Here is an 18,321-nt window from a genome sequence, read left to right as displayed (position 1 = left end):
GGCATGCCTGCGATAACGATGTGGGATTCACTGCCGCTATCGCAGGCAAGCCAGCTCCCACAGGGGATTGCATCTCAAGGTGCACGTCAGGCGTATTGCGCGGCCGCGTAGCCCGAGGCCCACGCCCACTGGAAGTTGAACCCGCCCAGGTGGCCGGTCACGTCCAGCACTTCGCCGATAAAGTACAGGCCGGGGCTTTTCAGCGATTCCATGGTCTTGGAGGACACTTCCCGCGTATCCACCCCGCCCAATGTTACCTCGGCCGTGCGATAACCCTCGGTGCCGGCCGGTACCAGTTGCCAGCTCCCCAGCTTTTGCGCGATATCGGCAATTTCAGCGTGGGTGTACTGCTTCATAGGCTTGGATTCGAACCAGCTTTGGGCCAGCAGGTTGGCCATCTTCTTGGTGAAGATCTCACCCAACAGGGTTTTCAATTCGCTGTTGGGGTGTTCGGCCTGTTGCTGTTGCAGCCAGGCATGGGCGTCGTGGTCGGGCAGCAGGTTGATTTCTACCGTGTCGCCGGAGTGCCAATACGAGGAAATCTGCAAAATCGCCGGCCCGCTCAGGCCGCGATGGGTGAACAGGATATTCTCGCGAAAGCTCTGGCCGTTGCAGCTCACCAGGCAGTCGACCGAGGTGCCGGACAACTCGCCGCACAGCTCCTTGAGCTGGTCGGTGATGGTGAACGGCACCAGCCCGGCGCGGGTCGGCAGCAGTTCATGGCCGAATTGCCTGGCCACTTGGTAGCCGAAACCGGTGGCGCCCAGCGTCGGGATTGACAAGCCGCCAGTGGCGATCACCAGGGATTCACAGCGCAGCTCACCCAGGGTGGTTTGCAGTTGATAGCCGCTTTCGAGCTTGGCGATTGCCTCGATGGAGGTGTCCAGGTGCAGGCTCACGCCGGTCTGGATGCACTCGTCGAGCAGCATGCCGAGGATGTCGCTGGACTTGTTGTCGCAGAACAGCTGGCCGAGTTTCTTCTCGTGGTATGGCACGCCGTGCTTGGCCACCAACCCGATGAAGTCCCACTGGGTATAGCGGGCCAGGGCGGATTTGCAGAAGTGCGCGTTGTGCGAGAGGAAGTTGGCCGGCTCGGTGTACATGTTGGTGAAGTTGCAGCGGCCGCCACCGGACATCAGGATTTTCTTGCCGGCCTTGTTGGCGTGGTCGATCAACATCACCTTGCGCCCACGCCCGGCGGCGGTCAGCGCGCACATCAAGCCTGCGGCGCCGGCGCCAATGATCACAACTTCGGTCGAGCGCACAGCCATGTCCTCACAAAACTATTGATTTGAAATGCAATCAACACTGTGGGAGCTGGCNCCAGCTCCCACAGTGATTCGGTCCTTGCAGTCACTATGTTGTTACAGGATCCGCACGCGCAGCGAACGACCTTTGATCTTGCCGTCATTCAAACGCTGCAACGCCTGCTTGGCGATGCCGCGTTCCACGGCCACGAAAGCCTGGAAGTCAAAGATCGCGATCTTGCCGACCTGGGCACCCGGAATGCCGGCTTCACCGGTCAATGCACCGAGGATGTCGCCTGGGCGCACCTTGTCTTTACGCCCGGCGGCGATGCACAGGGTGCTCATCTGCGGCAGCAACGGGCCACCGCTTTGCGGCTTGAGGTTGTCCAGTTGGTCCCAGTTCAGCGGCGACTTCTGCAGTTGCTCGATGGCCTGGGCGCGGTGGGCTTCGGACGGCGCCACCAGGCTGATGGCGATGCCGGTCTCACCGGCACGGCCGGTACGGCCTACACGGTGGATGTGAATTTCCGAGTCGCGGGCCAGTTCGACGTTGATCACCATGTCCAGGGCGTCGATGTCCAGGCCGCGGGCGGCTACGTCGGTGGCCACCAGCACCGAGGTGCTGCGGTTGGCAAACATCGCCAGTACCTGGTCACGGTCGCGCTGTTCCAGGTCACCATGCAGGCCAACAGCGGAAATGCCTTTGGACGTCAGGTGGTCGACGGTTTCCTGCACTTGCTGCTTGGTGAAGCAGAACGCCACGCACGAAGCAGGGCGGAAGTGCGCCAGCACCTTGGTCACGGCGTCCATGCGTTCTTCCGGGGAGATCTCGTAGAAGCGCTGTTCGATCTGATCGTCGGAGTGGAACGCTTCGGCTTTCACTTGCTGAGGCGCACGCATGAACTTGGAGGCCAGTTGCTTGATGCTCACCGGGTAAGTGGCCGAGAACAGCAGGGTCTGGCGGCGCGGTGGGGTCTTGCTGATGATGTCTTCGATGGCGTCGTAGAAGCCCATGTCGAGCATGCGGTCGGCTTCGTCGAGGATCAGGGTGTTCAAGCCGTCCAGCACCAGTGAACCTTTACGCAGGTGCTGCTGGATGCGGCCCGGGGTGCCGACGATGACGTGGGCGCCGTGCTCCAGGGAGGCAATCTGTGGGCCGAGGGACACGCCGCCGCACAGGGTCAGTACCTTGATGTTGTCTTCGGCACGGGCCAGGCGACGGATTTCCTTGGCGACCTGGTCGGCCAGTTCGCGGGTCGGGCACATCACCAGCGCCTGGCACCCGAAGTAGCGCGGGTTGATCGGGTTCAGCAGGCCGATGCCGAATGCGGCAGTCTTGCCGCTGCCGGTCTTGGCCTGGGCAATCAGGTCCAGCCCTTTGAGGATCACCGGCAAGCTTTGCGCCTGGATCTGCGTCATCTCGACGTAACCCAGCGAGTCGAGGTTAGCCAGCATGGCGGCGGACAGGGGCAAAGTATTAAAAGCGGTGGCGATGGTAGTCACGGGACTGGCTCTGCAAAACAAAATGTCGCGCAGTGTAACAGGCCCCCTTGGGTTTCTTTGTATGTTCTCGACGAGGAGTAGGGGGGCGCGGCAAGTTATCAGCTGCAAGCCGCAAGCTTGAGGCTTACAACTTGAAGCTTGCAGCTGCTTCAATGCTCGATATCGTGCTCGCGGCTGACCACCCGTTTGCCGTCCTTGGGCGACAGCTGCAGGAAGATCGCCGCTGCCAGCATCGCCATGAGGCCCACGGTGAGGAAGGTCAGTTGGAAGGCGCCCAGCACGGTATTGACCCCGTCATTGCCGGCTTCGGCGGTAAAGCCGCCGAGCAATGCACCGGCACAGGCCACGCCCAGGCTCAGGGACAATTGCGCCACTACCGACAGCAAGCTGTTGCCACTGCTGGCCTGGGCGTCGTCGAGGTCGATCAGGGTGACGGTGTTCATGGCGGTAAATTGCAGGGAGTTGATGGCCCCCAGTACCGCCAGCATGGCCAACAGCAGCGGGTAGGGCGTTTGTTCGCTGACCAGGCCCATGCTCGCCAGCATCAGGCCCAGGGCCAGGGTGTTGCCGGTCAGGACGATGCGGTAGCCGAGGCGCTCGATAAGCGGGCGTGCGATGGACTTGGCGAACATCGCCGCCGCCGCCAGTGGCAACATGCTCATGCCGGCTTCCGACGGCGAATAGCCCAGCGCCACCTGCAGCAGCAGCGGTACCAGGAACGGCAATGCGCCGCTGCCCAGGCGCGCAAACAGATTGCCCAGGATCCCCACGGCAAAGGTGCGCGTCTTGAACAGCACCGGCGAGAACAGCGGGTTATCGATATGCCCGGCGCGCAGCCAGTACGCCGCCAGGCAGGCGAACCCGCCGAACAGCAGCAATATCACGCGCAGATGCGGCAGGTGCAGTTCGCCCAGGCCTTCCATGGCGATGGTGATCAGCACCATCGCCGCGCCGAACAGCAGAAAGCCCAGGCCGTCGAAGCGCGTGCGCTCGCTGCCGCGCAGGTCGGGGATGAATTTCCACACGGCGTAGCAACCGATCATGCCCACCGGCAGGTTGATCAGGAAGATCCAGTGCCAGGTCAGGTATTGCACCATCCAGCCGCCCATTGTCGGGCCAAGCAAGGGGCCGAGCAGGCCGGGAATGGTGATGAAGCCCATGATCCGCACCAACTCGGAGCGCGGATAAGCCCGCAGTACCACCAGCCGTCCGACCGGCAGCATCAGCGCACCGCCCAGGCCCTGGATCACCCGTGCGCCCACCAGCATGCTCAAGCTACTGGACAGCGCACACAGCAGCGACCCGATGCTGAACAGCATGATCGCGCCAAAGAAAATTTTCTTGGTGCCAAAGCGGTCAGCGATCCAGCCCGACGCCGGAATCAGCAAGGCAACGGTGAGCATGTAGGCGATCACCACCCCTTGCATGCGCAGCGGGTTTTCCGCGAGGTCCTGCGCCATGGCCGGTAGCGCGGTGTTGAGAATCGTCCCGTCCAGCGACTGCATGAAGAAGGCAATCGCTACCACCCAGGGGAGCCAGCGGGCGGTCTTGGCATCGAGAGGGGCACGATTCGGCATGGGATCCCTTTTAATTAGCAGGCTATGTGTTGGCGATTATGCGCCATCCGTCGCCGCTTTTCCCACTGGCGGTTCGTCTATATCTGACAATGTCACCTGCTCGCCCACCAGGAAATCCAGCAACGCCCGATGCACTGCCAGCGCGGCTTCGCGGGACTCCAGGTCCAGCAGATGGCCGGTGTGTTCGGCCACCGCAAAGCTGCTGCGGCCTACGTAGTGTTTGAACAGCTGGGCTTCGTCGGCCGGCGTGTATTCGTCCAGCGCGCCGTTGAGAAAGTGCACCGGTGTTTCAATCTGCCGCAGTGCCGGCAAGTAGTTGCCATCGCCCAAGCCCAGCACCTGATGGATATGAAAGCGCGCCTGGCGGTATTCGGTGGTGGCCATGGTCGACAGGTGTCGATGGTTATTGCGCTTGAGGCGCGGCGACAGGTATTTGCCAACCGTTTCGTTGAGCAGATGGCCGACCGCCGACTTGTCATCGGCCTCGATCAGCACACGCACGCGCTCGACATATTCCAGCATCGCCTGGTTGAGGTTGGGCGCCAGGGCCATCACCACCGAGCTTTCGATGGAGGGCGGGTTGTGCGCCAGGGTCAACAGCGTGGAGATGCCGCCCCATGAGGCCGAAACCAGATGGTTGACCGCAAAGCGTGCTACCAAGGCACGCAGGATTTGCACCTCGTCGTCCTTGGTGACTAGGTCGAGTTCGGTGTTGTGCTCGCGTGACAAGCCAGAGAATGGCAAGTCGAACAGCAGCACATTGAAGTGCTCGGCCAGGCATTTGCTGGTGCGGGCAAAGGAGCGTGTGGTGGACAACGCGCCATTGACCATCAGTACGGTTTTTCTATGCGGGTCGTTACCCAGTTGCTCTACGTGAACGTTGTAGTGCTTGTACAGTTTTTCTATGACGAAACTTCCATGGTTCATGTCAACGCTCCAGCTTGCCTTTCCCGGGCAAGGTTATGCTCTCGTGGGCAGGGGTGGCGAGAAGCCATTAACCGTTATAACGAGGAATAAGCAGAGCGACAACATGCCGAACGGCCAAAGTAGGCGGGATAGAAGTTTCGTCGCAGCGCAGGTTATTGAACTGTAGGAGCGAGCTTGCTCGCGAAAAACGACAACGATAACGCAGCGCTGACAGCCAGCCCGCGGTGTCTGTACGTTCTTCGCGAGCAAGCTCGCTCCTACAGTTTATAAAGTCAGCGTCAAACGGTTTACCAAAGCGCCTGGCAACAGGTTGGAAGCGGTGTTGCGCTGGTCATAGGTACTGGCCGACAACAGCAGCTCCCGATCAGCGGTCAGCGCTTCCAATTGCGAACCGAGCAACTGATAGAAACTGTCATCAAAGCGCATGGTGCTGACCGGCGCCTTGATCTCGCCGTTTTCCACCCAGAAGGTCGCAAAGCGCGTCATGCCGGTCAGGCGCGCTGCTGGCAGGTCGGAGTAGTTCAGGTACCAGAGGTTGCTGATATACAGACCGGTGCCCAACTGCTTGAGAATATCGGCCTGGGCCAGGCTGCCGGCCGCCATTTGCAGGGCGCTGGGCGACTCGTCGCTGCTGGCGCCGTTGGTGCTCAAGCCGTATTCGGCGGCGCTGCGCGAGTTGACCAACTGGCCCTCGGCTTTGCCTGCGTTGATCAGGGTGACATCCTCACGCGGGTAGCCTTCAGTGGAAAACGCCTGGCTCAGGGAGCCGCTGATCTGCTCATCCACCGTCACCAGCGGGCTCAATGACTGATCACCCGCGTACAGGCGTTGCAACGAACTGCCTTTGCTCGCGATGGCCTGGGCCGAAAAACCACCCCAGGTGATGATGCTGATGATTTCTTCCAGCGCTGCCGGCGCCAGGTAGGCGCGGTACTGGCCGGGCGCCAGGGTGTGGAGCGGGCGACCGAGAAACGCCAGTTGCTCACGGGCCTGTTGGAAACGGGCGGCGAATTCGGCGCTGTTCCAGGTGTGCCCGGCGTAGCTGGCTTTTACCGCTTCGCCATTGGCGTGGAACAGGCTGAAGTCGAAATTGAAGCTGTTAGCCCGGTGCCAGCCGAACGCCCCCGATGAGCTGGCGAAACCACGGCTGATCGGGCCGGCGGCGTAGAAGCCAACCAGGTCCACGCCATCGGCGGCCTGGCTGATGTCGTCCAGCACTTGGGCCAGTTCCGGCAGCGGGCGCAGCTGTTCGTTATGGCTGTGCCAGGCGTCGGGGTTCAGCAGCAGGTACGGGTCAGGCGGCAACAGCGGCAAGGTCTCGCGCAGTTGTTGCAGGCCATTCGCCAGGCGCTGGCGATCCAACTGCGCCTCGCCCGACAGGGTGATACCCAGGTCGGCGTGGCGCCCATCGTTGATCAGCTTGAGGTTCAGGCTGGCCTGCTGTACCTGGCCGGCCTGGCGTACCTGCGCGTGGTTGAAGCGCACGAACTCGGACGCTTCATCCGCGTAGCCGAGTTGAAAGTGTTCTTGATCGGTGACCGCCTGCTTGAGCCAATCCACCAGAGCCTTGAAGTGGTTCATCAGGCATCTCCCCCAAATACATCGACATTGCTGAATACACAGGCCGGCGACGCATGGCCGACACGGATCACCTGGTTGGGTTCGCCCTTGCCGCAGTTCGGCGTGCCCAAGACTTTGAAGGTGCTGGCGTCGCCTACCGCGCTGAGCTTGCGCCAGAACTGCGCGGAAATCGCCCGGTAGTTGGGGTTCTTCACCACGCCCTTGAGTTCGCCGTTTTCGATCAACTGGCCCCACTCGCAGCCGAACTGGAATTTGTTGCGCGCATCGTCGATGGACCACGAACGGTTGGTCGACATCAGGATGCCGCTCTCAATGCCGCCCACCAATTGCGCGAGGCTTTTATCCCCAGGTTCGATATTCAGATTGGCCATGCGGTCGATGGGCGCACGGTTCCAGCTGCAGGCGCGGCTGTTGGCGACGCCTGGCAGGTTGGCGCGAAATTGCGATAAGGCCCCGCCCAAGGGCTTGAGCAGCAGGCCTTCGCGAATCAGAAATTGCTTGCTGGCAGGCGTGCCGTCGTCGTCATGAGCGTAGCTGGCAAGCTGTTCGGGGATGTCCGGGTCGAAGGTGACGTTGAGCAGCGGTGAGCCATATTGCAGGTGGCCGAAGTCGCTGGCTTTCACAAAACTGGTGCCGGCGTAATTGCGCTCGTCACCAAGGATGCGATCCAGCTCCAGCGGATGGCCGATCGACTCGTGGATCTGCAGGATCATTTGGTCGGGCATCAGCAGCAGGTCACGCGGGCCGTGGGGCGTATTCGGTGCGAGCAGCAATTGCAGGGCTTCGTCGGCCACCTTGCGGGCGGCGCCCACCAGGCCAAAACGCTGGATCACCCCGGCACTGCCTTGCTGGCCGAAGTTGGTACCGCCCAGGGTACGGGTCTGGCTGTCGTTGCCGTCGAAGGCGGTCACACTCAGGCCCGGAAAGACAAAGCGCTGGGCCTGACGCAATTGCGCGCCAGCGCTGTTGAGATAGATCTGTTCAACCCGCGTGGTCCCCAGGCTGACTTCCCAGCTCACCAGGCGCTCATCCTTGGGCACGGCGGCGGACTCATCGCCGAGCAATTGGTAGCAGTCGCTCAGGGATGGGAAGGGCTGGTCGAGGTCGGGCGACAGGTAGTCGGCGACGTCGCTGGACACTGGCTGCTGGTGCAGGTCGAGCAGGGCGTGAGGCTTGATCAACCGGGCTTGCTGTTCAGCGCGCTCAAGGGCGGCTTGCAGGCCGGCAAGGGAAATATCGTTGGTCGCTGCGTAGGCTTCCACGCCGTTGAGACGCACGGTAAGCATGGCGCCTTCGTCGTGGCCCAGGTGAGGCGGCTCGGCGACGTTCTTGCGTACTGACAGGTACTGACCGGATTCGCGCACGTAGCGCAGGGAGAAAAATTCGGCGGTGGTGCGCAGGGCACCGAAGTGTTTCTTGAGCGTGGCGTGGTGTTCGAACATGGGGCCTTCCTTGTGGGCGGCTCGGCGCGGGCAGGCGAACAGAGTAGGCCTGGGCGGGGAGCTGATCAAGGGAGGTTTTGTTGTGTGATCGTTCCCACGCTCTGCGTGGGAATGCCACCCTGGACGCTCTGCGTCCGCTCTTGAAGGGCGTGACGCAGAGCATCACAGGATGCGTTCCCACGCGGAGCGTGGGAACGATCAATCACTGGGGTGTTTCGGTTACTGCGCCAATGGCCCTACTTCACGCATCGGCTTGCCACGCACCGGCGCATCGCCTGCTACGTAGTAGTCAGCGGTGCTGCGCGGCAGTGGCTTGCGGCCACGGATCTTGTCGGCGATTTTCTCGGCGATCATGATCGTTGGCGCGTTCAGGTTGCCGGTGGTGATGATCGGCATGATCGAGGCATCGACCACACGCAAGCCCTGCATGCCATGCACGCGGCCTTCGCCATCGACTACGGCCATCTCGTCGGTGCCCATCTTGCACGAGCAGGACGGGTGGAACGCGGTCTCGGCGTGCTCGCGGATGAACTTGTCCAACTGTTCATCGGTTTGCACTTCAATGCCGGGGCTGATTTCGCGGCCACGGTACGGGTCCAGTGCCGGCTGCTGCATGATTTCACGGGTCAGGCGGATGCCATCGCGGAACTCCTGCCAGTCCTGCTCGGTGGCCATGTAATTGAAGAGGATGCTCGGGTAGTCCCGTGGGTTCTTCGACTTCAGCTGGATACGGCCACGGCTTGGCGAACGCATGGAGCCCATGTGCGCCTGGAAACCGTGCTCTTTCACACCGTTGCTGCCGTTGTAGTTAATCGCTACCGGCAGGAAGTGGTACTGGATGTTTGGCCACTCGAACTCTTCACGGGTACGGATAAAACCGCCCGCTTCGAACTGGTTGCTGGCGCCGATGCCGGTGCCGTTGAACAGCCATTCGGCACCAATCGCCGGCTGGTTGTACCAGAGCAGCGAGGGGTACAGCGACACTGGCTGGGTGCACGCGTATTGCAGGTACAGCTCAAGGTGGTCCTGCAGGTTTTCACCCACGCCAGGCAGGTCGTGAACCACCGGGATGTCGAGGCTTTCCAGCAGTTTGGCCGGGCCGACACCGGAGCGTTGCAGCAGTTGCGGCGAAGCGATTGCGCCACTGCACACCAGCACTTCTTTGCGCGCACGGGCTTCAACGCGTTCTTCGGCAGCGCCGATCAGGTAACGCACGCCGACCGCACGCTTGCCTTCGAACAAGACTTTGTCGGTGAGGGCATGGGTGACGATGGTCAGGGTCGAGCGCTTTTTAGCCGTGTCCAGGTAGCCGCGTGCGGTGCTGGCGCGACGGCCGTTCGGCGTGACAGTACGGTCCATCGGGCCGAAGCCTTCTTGCTGGTAGCCGTTCAAATCTTCGGTACGTGGGTAACCGGCCTGTACGCCCGCTTCAACCATGGCGTGGAACAGCGGGTTGTTGCCCGCTTTCGGCGTGGTCACGCTGACCGGGCCGTCGCCACCGTGCCAATCGTTGGGGCCGATGTCGCGGGTTTCGGCTTTGCGGAAATACGGCAGGCAGTCCAGGTAGGTCCAGTCTTCCAGGCCCGGCAGCTTCGACCAGTTGTCGTAGTCCATGGCGTTGCCGCGGATGTAGCACATGCCGTTGATCAGGGAAGAACCACCCAGGCCCTTGCCGCGCCCGCATTCCATCCGGCGGCCGTCCATGTGTGGCTCTGGATCGGTTTCGTAGGCCCAGTTGTAGCGGCGGCCTTGCAGCGGGAAAGCCAGGGCGGCTGGCATCTGGGTGCGGAAGTCGAGGCGGTAGTCCGGGCCACCGGCCTCCAGCAGCAAAACAGTGACGCCTTCGTCTTCGGTCAGACGGGTCGCCAGGGTGTTACCGGCAGAGCCGGCACCCACAATGATGTAATCGTATTCTTGGGACATGAATGTACCCTCGTAAAATGGGTTCAGGCTGCTTTTGTGGCGAGGGAGCTTGCTCCCGTTCGACTGCGCAGCAGTCGCAAAATCAGCGCTCGAGTTCTGTCTGAAAGAACTACTGGGTCTGGAATGGGGCTGCTTCGCAGCCCAGCGGGAGCAAGCTCCCTCGCCACAGAGGAGCATTCCAGGCCCATAAGGTGTTAGAACACCGAGGCGTAATCGCCCAACTCAACCTGTACCGATTTGATGCGGGTGAAGTTGTTCAGCGAGCTGATCCCGTTCTCACGGCCCACCCCCGACTGCTTGTAGCCGCCAACCGGCATCTTCGCGTCGGACTCGCCCCAGGCGTTGATCCAGCAGATACCGGCTTCCAACTGATGAATCACGCGGTGGGCGCGGTTCAGGTCCTTGGTCACCAGGCCAGCGGCCAGGCCGAAGTCGGTGTCGTTGGCACGGCGGATCACTTCTTCTTCGGTCTCGTAGGTGAGGATGCTCATCACCGGGCCGAAGATTTCTTCACGCACGATCACCATGTCATCGGTGCAGTCGGTGAACACGGTCGGGGCCACGAAGGCGCCTTTGGCGAAGTCACCCTCGGTCAGGCGGTCGCCGCCGCACAGCAGGCGGGCGCCTTGCTCTTTGCCTTTGGCGATGTAGCCCAGCACGCTTTCCATGTGGGCAAAGCTGACCAGCGGGCCGAAGTTGGTGTTTTCGTCTTCCGGGTTGCCGATGCGAATACGCGCCACACGCTCGACGATCTTGGCTTCGAACGCGGCTTGCAGGTGCTTGGGCACGAACACGCGGGTGCCGTTGGTGCAGACCTGACCGGAGCTGTAGAAGTTGGCCATCATGGCGGTGTCGGCGGCGCGGTCGAGGTCGGCGTCGTCGAAAATGATCAGCGGGGACTTGCCGCCCAGCTCCATGGTCACGTCCTTGAGCGAGGAGCTCGACGCGCTGGCCATGACTTTCTTGCCGGTGTCGGTGCCGCCGGTGAAGGAGACTTTCTCAATGCGCGGGTGCTCGGTCAGCCAGGTGCCGACTTCACGGCCGCTGCCGGTCAGTACGTTGAACACGCCCGCTGGAACGCCAGCCTCGGTGTAGATCTCGGCCAGTTTCAGGGTGGTCAGCGAGGTGACTTCGCTTGGCTTGAAGATCATCGCGTTACCGGCAGCCAGGGCCGGTGCGGATTTCCACAGGGCGATCTGGATCGGGTAGTTCCACGCGCCGATACCGGCAACCACGCCCAGCGGCTCGCGGCGGGTGTAGACAAACGAGGTGTCGCGCAGTGGGATCTGCTCGCCTTCGATGGCAGGTACCAGGCCGGCGTAGTATTCCAGCACGTCAGCGCCGGTGACGATGTCGACGTACTTGGTTTCGGAGAAGGCTTTACCGGTGTCCAGGGTTTCCAGGGCGGCCAGTTCATCGTTGCGCTCGCGCAGGATGTCCACGGCACGGCGCAGGATGCGCGAACGTTCCATGGCGGTCATGGCGGCCCAGATTTTCTGGCCTTTTTCAGCGCTGGCCACGGCACGTTCAACGTCGTCTTTGGTGGCGCGTTGCACTTGGGCGAGAACTTCACCGTTAGCCGGGTTGATGGCTTCGAAGGTGGCATCGCTGCCAGCGTCGCTGTAGCCGCCGTCAATGTAGAGTTTTTGCAGGTCGAAACGGGCCATAAAGTCCTCGCAAGTGCATAAGTGGTTGGCGTTACCCGCCGAACAGTGGGCCATGGGGGTGTGGCAACACTGAGCGGCGGACGTTCAGGGGTTGAGCATTTATAAGGGCTCTAACTCACCTGCTTGGCCAATTGGAAATCCATGTATTCGTAAGCGATCCGTTGCGCCTGCTCCGTGTCGAAAGCGTCTCCCGACAGGGCGCCGCGCAACCACAAACCGTCGATCAAAGCCGCCAGCCCGCGGGCTGCGCTGCGTGCCTCGGGTAGCGGCATCGCACGGCGGAACTGGCAACACAGGTTGGAATACAGACGGTGATCGTTGATCCGCTGCAACCTGTGCAATGACGGGTGGTGCATGCTGGTGGCCCAGAAGGCCAGCCAGGTTTTCATTGCCGGGCCGTTGACCTGGCTGGCGTCGAAGTTGCCTTCGATGATCACCTGAAGGTGCGCCCGTGGGCTGTCATCCTTCAAGGCACGCCTGCGCTCTTGCACGTTCTCGATCAGCGCATTCATTAGGTAGCGCATCGTCGCTGCGATCAGGCCGTTCTTGTCCTGAAAGTAGTGGCTGATGATGCCGTTCGAGACGCCGGCCAGACGGGCGATCAGCGCAATGCTGGCATCTCCCATCCCGACCCGATCGATGGCCGTCAACGTGGCTTCGATCAACTGCTGGCGGCGTATGGGTTGCATACCGACCTTGGGCATGTAGCACCTCTCCTTAGGCCTGCCGATGGGCGATCCACGTCCGTCGGCTTGAGGGCCAGTCTATTTTGTTTTGATTGAACGTTCAATCAACAAAGAATAAGATCTGCGACAAATGGTCGCTGCCTACAGATGTTTCCTACCTGCGAGCTGCAACCTTCGACACCTGCAAAAACCCTTGAAACAGGCCACTTCAGAGCCTGATCACCGCTTAGGCGGGCTCAAGAATTTTGGGGTGTCTTTATAACACCCGTCCGTCGACTGCCGAAAAATCGATGTCCCGGGATAACCGTTGCCTTGTGTTTCTCTCTCGCACTGCCTGGAGCATCTGCGCCATGAGTTCTGCCTCTCTTATAAAGACCCCACCGGAAAAGGTCCGGGTCAACGGTTGGGTGTTCTACACCTCCACCGCGCTGATTTTATTGTTGACCGCCATTCTGATCGTCGCCCCGCAGGAGGCCGGGCGCATGCTCGGTGTCGCACAGGCCTGGCTGTCGAAAAGCTTTGGCTGGTACTACATGGTGGTCATCGCCGCCTACCTGGTGTTTGTGGTCGGCCTGGCGTTTTCGTCCTATGGGAAACTTAAGCTGGGTGCGAAGGACGATACCCCAGACTTCAGCTACGGCGCCTGGGCCGGCATGTTGTTCTCGTCGGGTATCGGCATCTCGCTGTTGTATTTCGGTGCGTCCGAGCCGTTGGACCATTACTTCAACCCGCCCGAAGGCGCTGCCGCCAGCAATGGCGCGGCACGCCAGGCGCTGCAGCTGACCTTCCTGCACTGGGGCCTGCACGGCTGGGCGATCTATGCGCTGGTCGGCCTGGCCGTGGCGTACTTTGCGTACCGCCACAACCAACCGCTGGCCCTGCGTTCGGCGCTGTACCCGCTGGTGGGCGAGCGTTGGGTGAAGGGCGCGGCTGGCCATGCGGTAGACGGTTTCGGCATGTTCGTGACCCTGCTGGGCCTGGTGACCAACCTGGGGATCGGCTCGATGCAAGTGTCGTCGGGGCTGGAAAACCTGTTCGGCATGGAGCACAGCAATACCAATTTGCTGATCGTGATCATCGTGATGAGCACCGTGGCGACCATTGCCGCCGTGTCGGGTGTGGAAAACGGTATTCGTCGTCTGTCCAACCTCAACATCGTGCTGTTCAGCGGTTTGCTGATCTTCGTGCTGTTGTTCGGCCCTACCTTGCACCTGCTCAATGGCCTGGTGCAGAACACCGGTGATTACCTCAACGGTATCGTGCTGAAAACCTTCGACCTGTATGTGTACGAAGGCGACGGTGCCAAGACCGAACGCTGGATGGGCCTGTGGACCTTGTTCTACTGGGCCTGGTGGATTTCCTGGGCGCCATTTGTGGGCATGTTCATCGCGCGTATTTCCCGTGGTCGCACCGTGCGCGAACTGGTGGCTGGCGTATTGCTGATCCCGCTGGGCTTTACCCTGGCGTGGCTGTCGATCTTCGGCAACTCGGCCCTGGACCTGGTGCTGAACCACGGGGCGGTGGAGTTGGGCAAGACGGCGCTGGAGCAACCGTCCATGGCCATCTACCAGCTGCTTGAGCATTACCCAGCGTCGAAAGTGGTGATCGGCGTGTCGATCTTCGTGGGCTTCGTGCTGTTCCTGACGCCTGCGGATTCCGGCGCGGTGATGATGGCCAACCTTTCCTGCAAAGGCGGCAATGTGGATGAGGATGCGCCGCACTGGTTGCGTATCTTCTGGTCGGCGGTGATCACCCTGGTGACCATCGGCCTGCTGTTTGCCGGCAACTTCGAAGCCATGCAAACCATGGTGGTGCTGGCGGGGCTGCCGTTCTCTGTGGTGCTGGTGTTCTTTATGTTCGGTTTGCACAAGGCCATGCGCCAGGACGTGGCTACCGAACAGGAGCAGGCGCAATTGGCCGAACGCGGGCGTCGTGGTTTCAGCGAGCGCTTGACCGCCCTGGACCTGCAACCGAGCCAGGCCACCGTGCAGCGCTTTATGGACAAGCACGTAACGCCGGCGTTGGAAGAAGCCGCGAGTGCGTTGCGTGATCAGGGCCTGGAAGTGCAGACCCTGCTGGGCAAATCCAAGCGCTGCATCGGCGTGCGGATCGAGATGGACGAGGGCAACCCGTTTGTCTACGAAGTGAGCCTGGATGGCTACTCGGCGGCACCGGCTGACCTGCCTGAAGAAGAGCGCACCCGTTACTACCGTGCCGAGGTGTACCTGCACAACGGGCCGCAGGAGTATGACCTGATGGGCTTCACCCAGGAACAGATCACCCGGGATGTGCTCGATCAGTTTGAAAGCCATCGGCAGCTCCTTGGCCGGGTCTATAGCTGATAGTTGAAGCCTGGTGGTGTCTTCCCTGACATGATCGTTCCCACGCTCTGCGTGGGAACACCGCCATGGACGCTCCGCGTCCCGCTCTTGAAGTCGTGACGCGGAGCGTCACAGGGTGCATTCCCACGCAGAGCGTGGGAACGATCCACAGGGTTCTAGCCCAGGTTCTTGCCCAGCAGGGCGTGGTAGAGCTCACTGTCTCCCAAAATCCCTACCACCTTGTTGTTGTCATGCAGCACCAGCTTGTTGCCTGTCTGGTAGCGAATCTGCAACGCATCGCGCATGCCGATGTTCGAGTCCACCAACGTCGGTACGCGGCCCAAGCCTTCCACGGCTTGCCCTGGCGCCCAGTTCTGCAGGTTCATCGTCACGCCATTCTGGCGTGCGCCCTGGATGGTGTTGCCTTCAGCCAGGTCCAGCCAGGAGTCGCCACCCGGATCAAGGCACACCGAACCATTCACACGCGTGCAGTTATCCAGGGTGCGCATCAGGCTGCGCCCGCACAGCACGTTCAACGGGTTGGTATGGGCGACAAAGGTGCGCACATAGTCGTCCGCCGGGTTCAGCACGATCTCTTCCGGCACGCTGTACTGGATGATCTTGCCGTCTTTCATGATCGCGATACGGCTGCCGAGCTTGAGTGCTTCATCCAGGTCGTGGCTGACGAACACGATGGTCTTGCTCAATTTGCGTTGCAGTTCCAGTAGCTCATCTTGCAAGCCTTGGCGGATCAGCGGGTCGAGGGCAGAGAAGGGTTCGTCCATCAGCAGGATATCGGCGTCCATCGCCAGGGCGCGAGCCAGGCCGACGCGCTGCTGCATACCGCCGGACAACTCGTCGGGCTTCTTGTTGCGCCATTGGCTCAGGCCCACCAGTTCGAGTTTCTCGTCCACCAGTGTGCGTCGTTCTTTCTCTGGGCGGCCCTGCATCTCCAGGCCGAAGCTGATGTTCTCGCGCACCGTCAGCCATGGCATCAGGGCGAACTTCTGGAACACCATGGCGATGCGTTTGGTGCGCATCATTTTCAGCTCTGCGGGGGTGCAGGAGGCGATGTCGATCTGACGCCCTTCATGCTCCACAAACAGCTGGCCACGGCTGACGGTATTGAGGCCGTTGATGCAGCGCAGCAAGCTGGATTTGCCTGAGCCCGAGAGGCCCATCAGCACACAGATCTCGCCTTTCTCGATATCCAGGCTGGCGTTCTCGACGCCGACGATCTGCCCGGTCTTCTTCAGGATTTCGTTACGGCTCATGCCCTGGTCCAGCAGCTTGAGCGCTTCGCGTGGGTCTTTGGAAAAGATCACGTCGACTTTGTCGAATCGGATAATGCTCATGCATCACCCCCTACTTTAGCGTCGGGTTGTTTGCAGATACGGTCGAGCATGATGGCGAGCAACACAATGGCCAGGCCCGCTTCAAAGCCCAGCGCAATATCGGCAGTGTTGAGTGCGTTGACCACTGGCTTGCCGAGGCCGTCGGCGCCTACCAGGGCGGCGATCACCACCATCGACAGCGACAGCATGATGCATTGGGTAATGCCGGCGGCGATGCTCGGCATGGCGTGGGGCAGTTCAATGCGTGAGAGCAACTGGCGGCGCGAGCAGCCAAAGGCCTTGCCGGCGTCCATCAGCTCTTGCGGCACATCGCGGATACCCAGGTAGGTCAGGCGGATCGGCGCGGCAATCGCGAACACCACCGTGGAAATCAGCCCAGGCACCACACCCAGCCCGAAGAGGGTCAGGGTAGGGATGAGGTAGACGAAGGTCGGCACGGTCTGCATCAGATCGAGTACCGGCCGCATCATGGTGTAGAACATCGGCTTATGCGCGGCAACAATGCCCAGCGGCACACCGATGACCACGCAGACCAGGGTGGCGAACAGCACCTGCGCGAGGGTTTCCATGGTTTCCTGCCAGTACCCCAGGTTGAGGATCAGCAGGAAGGAGGCGATGACAAAAACAGTCAGTCCCCATTTACGTTGAATAAAGTGAGCCAGCAGCGCAATCAGACCGATCAATGCCAGTGGATTGAACCAGGTCAGCGCAAACGTCACGCCGTGGATCATCGTTTCCAGTGTCGATGCGATTGCGTCGAAGTAGTTGGCACCGTGTTGGGTCAACCAGTCGACGAAGGCAGCGATGTACTGGCCTAGTGGGATTTTCTGTTCAGTCAGCATGGTAGTGAATGTCCACATGCGAAGGGGAAAACATCCCAGGCCAGCGCACCGGCCTGGGGTCAGCGGGTGCTATTTGGCGAGGTAAGCTTTAACGGCATCGAGCCCTGGTTTGCCATCAACGGTGGTGACACCGGCGAGCCAGGTGTCGAGCACTTGCGGGTTCTTCTGCAGCCAGGCCTTGGCGGCAGCATCGGCCTTCATCTTGTCGTCCAGGACGTTACCCATCAGGGTGCTTTCCATGTCGAGGGCGAACACCAGGTTTTTCAGCAACTGACCAACGTTGCTGCATTCCTGGGTGTAGCCTTTGCGGGTGTTGGTGTAGATGGTGGCCTGGCCGTAGTTGGGGCCGAACGAGTCGTCACCACCGGTCAGGTACTTCATCTTGAAGCGAGTGTTCATCGGGTGCGGTTCCCAGCCGAGGAACACGATGGCCTGGTTGCGCTTGGAGGCGCGTTCAACCTGGGAGAGCATGCCGGCTTCGCTGGATTCGACCACCTTGAAACCGGCGGTTTTCAGGCCGAAGGCATCTTTGTCGATCAGCGTCTGGATGGTGCGGTTGCCATCGTTACCCGGCTCGATGCCGTAGATCTTGCCGCCCAGCTCATCCTTGAATTTGGCGATGTCGGCGAAGTCTTTCAGGCCCTTCTCATACAGCGCCTCTGGGACCGCCAGGGTGTACTTGGCGTTCTCCAGGTTGGCGCGCACGGTTTCCACGGTGCCGGCATCACGGTACTGCTTGATGTCGTTTTCCATGGTCGGCATCCAGTTGCCGAGGAAAATGTCCATGTTCTTGCCGTCGGCCAGGGACTTGTAAGTCACAGGTACCGAAATCATCGTGGTGCGCGGCTTGTAGCCCAGGCCCTTGAGGATCTCGCTGGTGGTCGCGGTGGTGACGGTGATGTCGGTCCAGCCGACATCGGAGAAGTTGACGGTCTTGCACTGTTCCGGTTCTGCGGCGTATGCCACGACTGGCAGACTCAGCATGGCGGCCAACAACAACGAGGGTGAACCTTTCATGTGGGTAGACTCCTGTGTCTTTTCTGGCGGCATTCGCCGCGCTTTATAAGTGTTGCGGTTGGAGCGTGCGACAACAGCTCTGGCGCGGTGCCTTGCAAACGAGTCGAGACTGATCATGTACCAGTGAAAATCTGACGCCTACAGGGGGCGTCGTATCCAGTACAGGGAGGGTCGCATCCAGTACCGATGACGTCGCTTACAGGTTTTTCCGAAGGTAAAACTGCTGTTTTTAC

At 61.0% G+C, this 18,321-nt stretch carries 13 protein-coding genes; 1 reads left to right on the top strand and 12 read right to left on the bottom strand.

Going from position 1 to position 18,321, the window contains the following annotated elements; genetic code table 11:
• Positions 1-86 precede the first annotated feature (86 nt).
• The 9 genes from ACTJLA_RS21450 to betI all read right to left on the bottom strand — a co-directional run bounded on the left by ACTJLA_RS21450 (position 87) and on the right by betI (position 12,571).
• Complete coding sequence (locus ACTJLA_RS21450; protein WP_034129071.1) at positions 87-1,265, bottom strand: NAD(P)/FAD-dependent oxidoreductase; 1,179 nt, start codon at positions 1,263-1,265, stop codon at positions 87-89.
• A gap of 99 nt (positions 1,266-1,364) precedes the next feature.
• Positions 1,365-2,702 (bottom strand): ATP-dependent RNA helicase DbpA, encoded by a 1,338-nt coding sequence (gene dbpA / locus ACTJLA_RS21445; RefSeq protein ID WP_229999345.1) that lies wholly within the window; start codon positions 2,700-2,702, stop codon positions 1,365-1,367.
• Between the two features lie 197 nt (positions 2,703-2,899).
• Positions 2,900-4,327 carry a multidrug transporter subunit MdtD gene (gene mdtD, locus ACTJLA_RS21440; RefSeq protein ID WP_034128900.1) on the bottom strand — a complete coding sequence of 476 codons (1,428 nt, stop codon included), beginning with the start codon at positions 4,325-4,327 and terminating at the stop codon, positions 2,900-2,902.
• A gap of 36 nt (positions 4,328-4,363) precedes the next feature.
• The gene (locus ACTJLA_RS21435; RefSeq protein ID WP_054898184.1) at positions 4,364-5,254 is read right to left on the bottom strand and encodes an alpha/beta fold hydrolase; all 891 of its coding nucleotides are present in this window, start codon (positions 5,252-5,254) and stop codon (positions 4,364-4,366) included.
• A gap of 264 nt (positions 5,255-5,518) precedes the next feature.
• Entirely contained in the window at positions 5,519-6,835 is a 1,317-nt protein-coding gene (locus tag ACTJLA_RS21430; RefSeq protein ID WP_314549032.1) for a TldD/PmbA family protein, read from the bottom strand.
• Positions 6,835-8,277 carry a TldD/PmbA family protein gene (locus tag ACTJLA_RS21425; protein WP_054922362.1) on the bottom strand — a complete coding sequence of 481 codons (1,443 nt, stop codon included), beginning with the start codon at positions 8,275-8,277 and terminating at the stop codon, positions 6,835-6,837. Before ACTJLA_RS21425 ends, ACTJLA_RS21430 begins: the two co-directional genes overlap by 1 nt.
• A gap of 219 nt (positions 8,278-8,496) precedes the next feature.
• On the bottom strand, positions 8,497-10,200 hold the full coding sequence (gene betA, locus ACTJLA_RS21420; protein WP_054898187.1) for a choline dehydrogenase: 1,704 nt from the start codon (positions 10,198-10,200) through the stop codon (positions 8,497-8,499).
• A 194-nt stretch (positions 10,201-10,394) separates the two neighbouring features.
• Positions 10,395-11,867, bottom strand: coding sequence for a betaine-aldehyde dehydrogenase (betB, locus tag ACTJLA_RS21415; protein ID WP_054922365.1), 1,473 nt, complete (start codon positions 11,865-11,867; stop codon positions 10,395-10,397).
• Between the two features lie 110 nt (positions 11,868-11,977).
• Positions 11,978-12,571: a transcriptional regulator BetI gene (gene betI, locus ACTJLA_RS21410; protein WP_054898188.1), complete on the bottom strand. Its 594-nt coding sequence runs from the start codon at positions 12,569-12,571 to the stop codon at positions 11,978-11,980.
• 389 nt (positions 12,572-12,960) lie between these two features.
• Between betI and ACTJLA_RS21405 the strand changes: the two genes are divergently transcribed.
• Positions 12,961-14,895 carry a BCCT family transporter gene (locus ACTJLA_RS21405; RefSeq protein WP_230633881.1) on the top strand — a complete coding sequence of 645 codons (1,935 nt, stop codon included), beginning with the start codon at positions 12,961-12,963 and terminating at the stop codon, positions 14,893-14,895.
• 155 nt (positions 14,896-15,050) lie between these two features.
• On the opposite strand, the gene choV is transcribed toward ACTJLA_RS21405, so the two are convergent.
• From choV to ACTJLA_RS21390, 3 genes are all read right to left on the bottom strand, one after another.
• Positions 15,051-16,229, bottom strand: a complete 1,179-nt coding sequence (choV, locus tag ACTJLA_RS21400) for a choline ABC transporter ATP-binding protein (RefSeq protein ID WP_054922367.1) — start codon at positions 16,227-16,229, stop codon at positions 15,051-15,053.
• On the bottom strand, positions 16,226-17,071 hold the full coding sequence (gene choW, locus ACTJLA_RS21395; RefSeq protein WP_003194913.1) for a choline ABC transporter permease subunit: 846 nt from the start codon (positions 17,069-17,071) through the stop codon (positions 16,226-16,228). The genes choV and choW overlap by 4 nt, the downstream gene beginning before the upstream one ends.
• Positions 17,072-17,140: 69 nt before the next feature.
• On the bottom strand, positions 17,141-18,088 hold the full coding sequence (locus ACTJLA_RS21390) for a choline ABC transporter substrate-binding protein (protein WP_314549046.1): 948 nt from the start codon (positions 18,086-18,088) through the stop codon (positions 17,141-17,143).
• Positions 18,089-18,321: the final 233 nt, after the last annotated feature.

The sequence above is a fragment of the Pseudomonas sp. 22072 genome (assembly GCF_052046095.1).
GTDB lineage: Bacteria > Pseudomonadota > Gammaproteobacteria > Pseudomonadales > Pseudomonadaceae > Aquipseudomonas > Aquipseudomonas paracarnis.
This window is presented reverse-complemented; position numbering and strand designations above follow the sequence as displayed.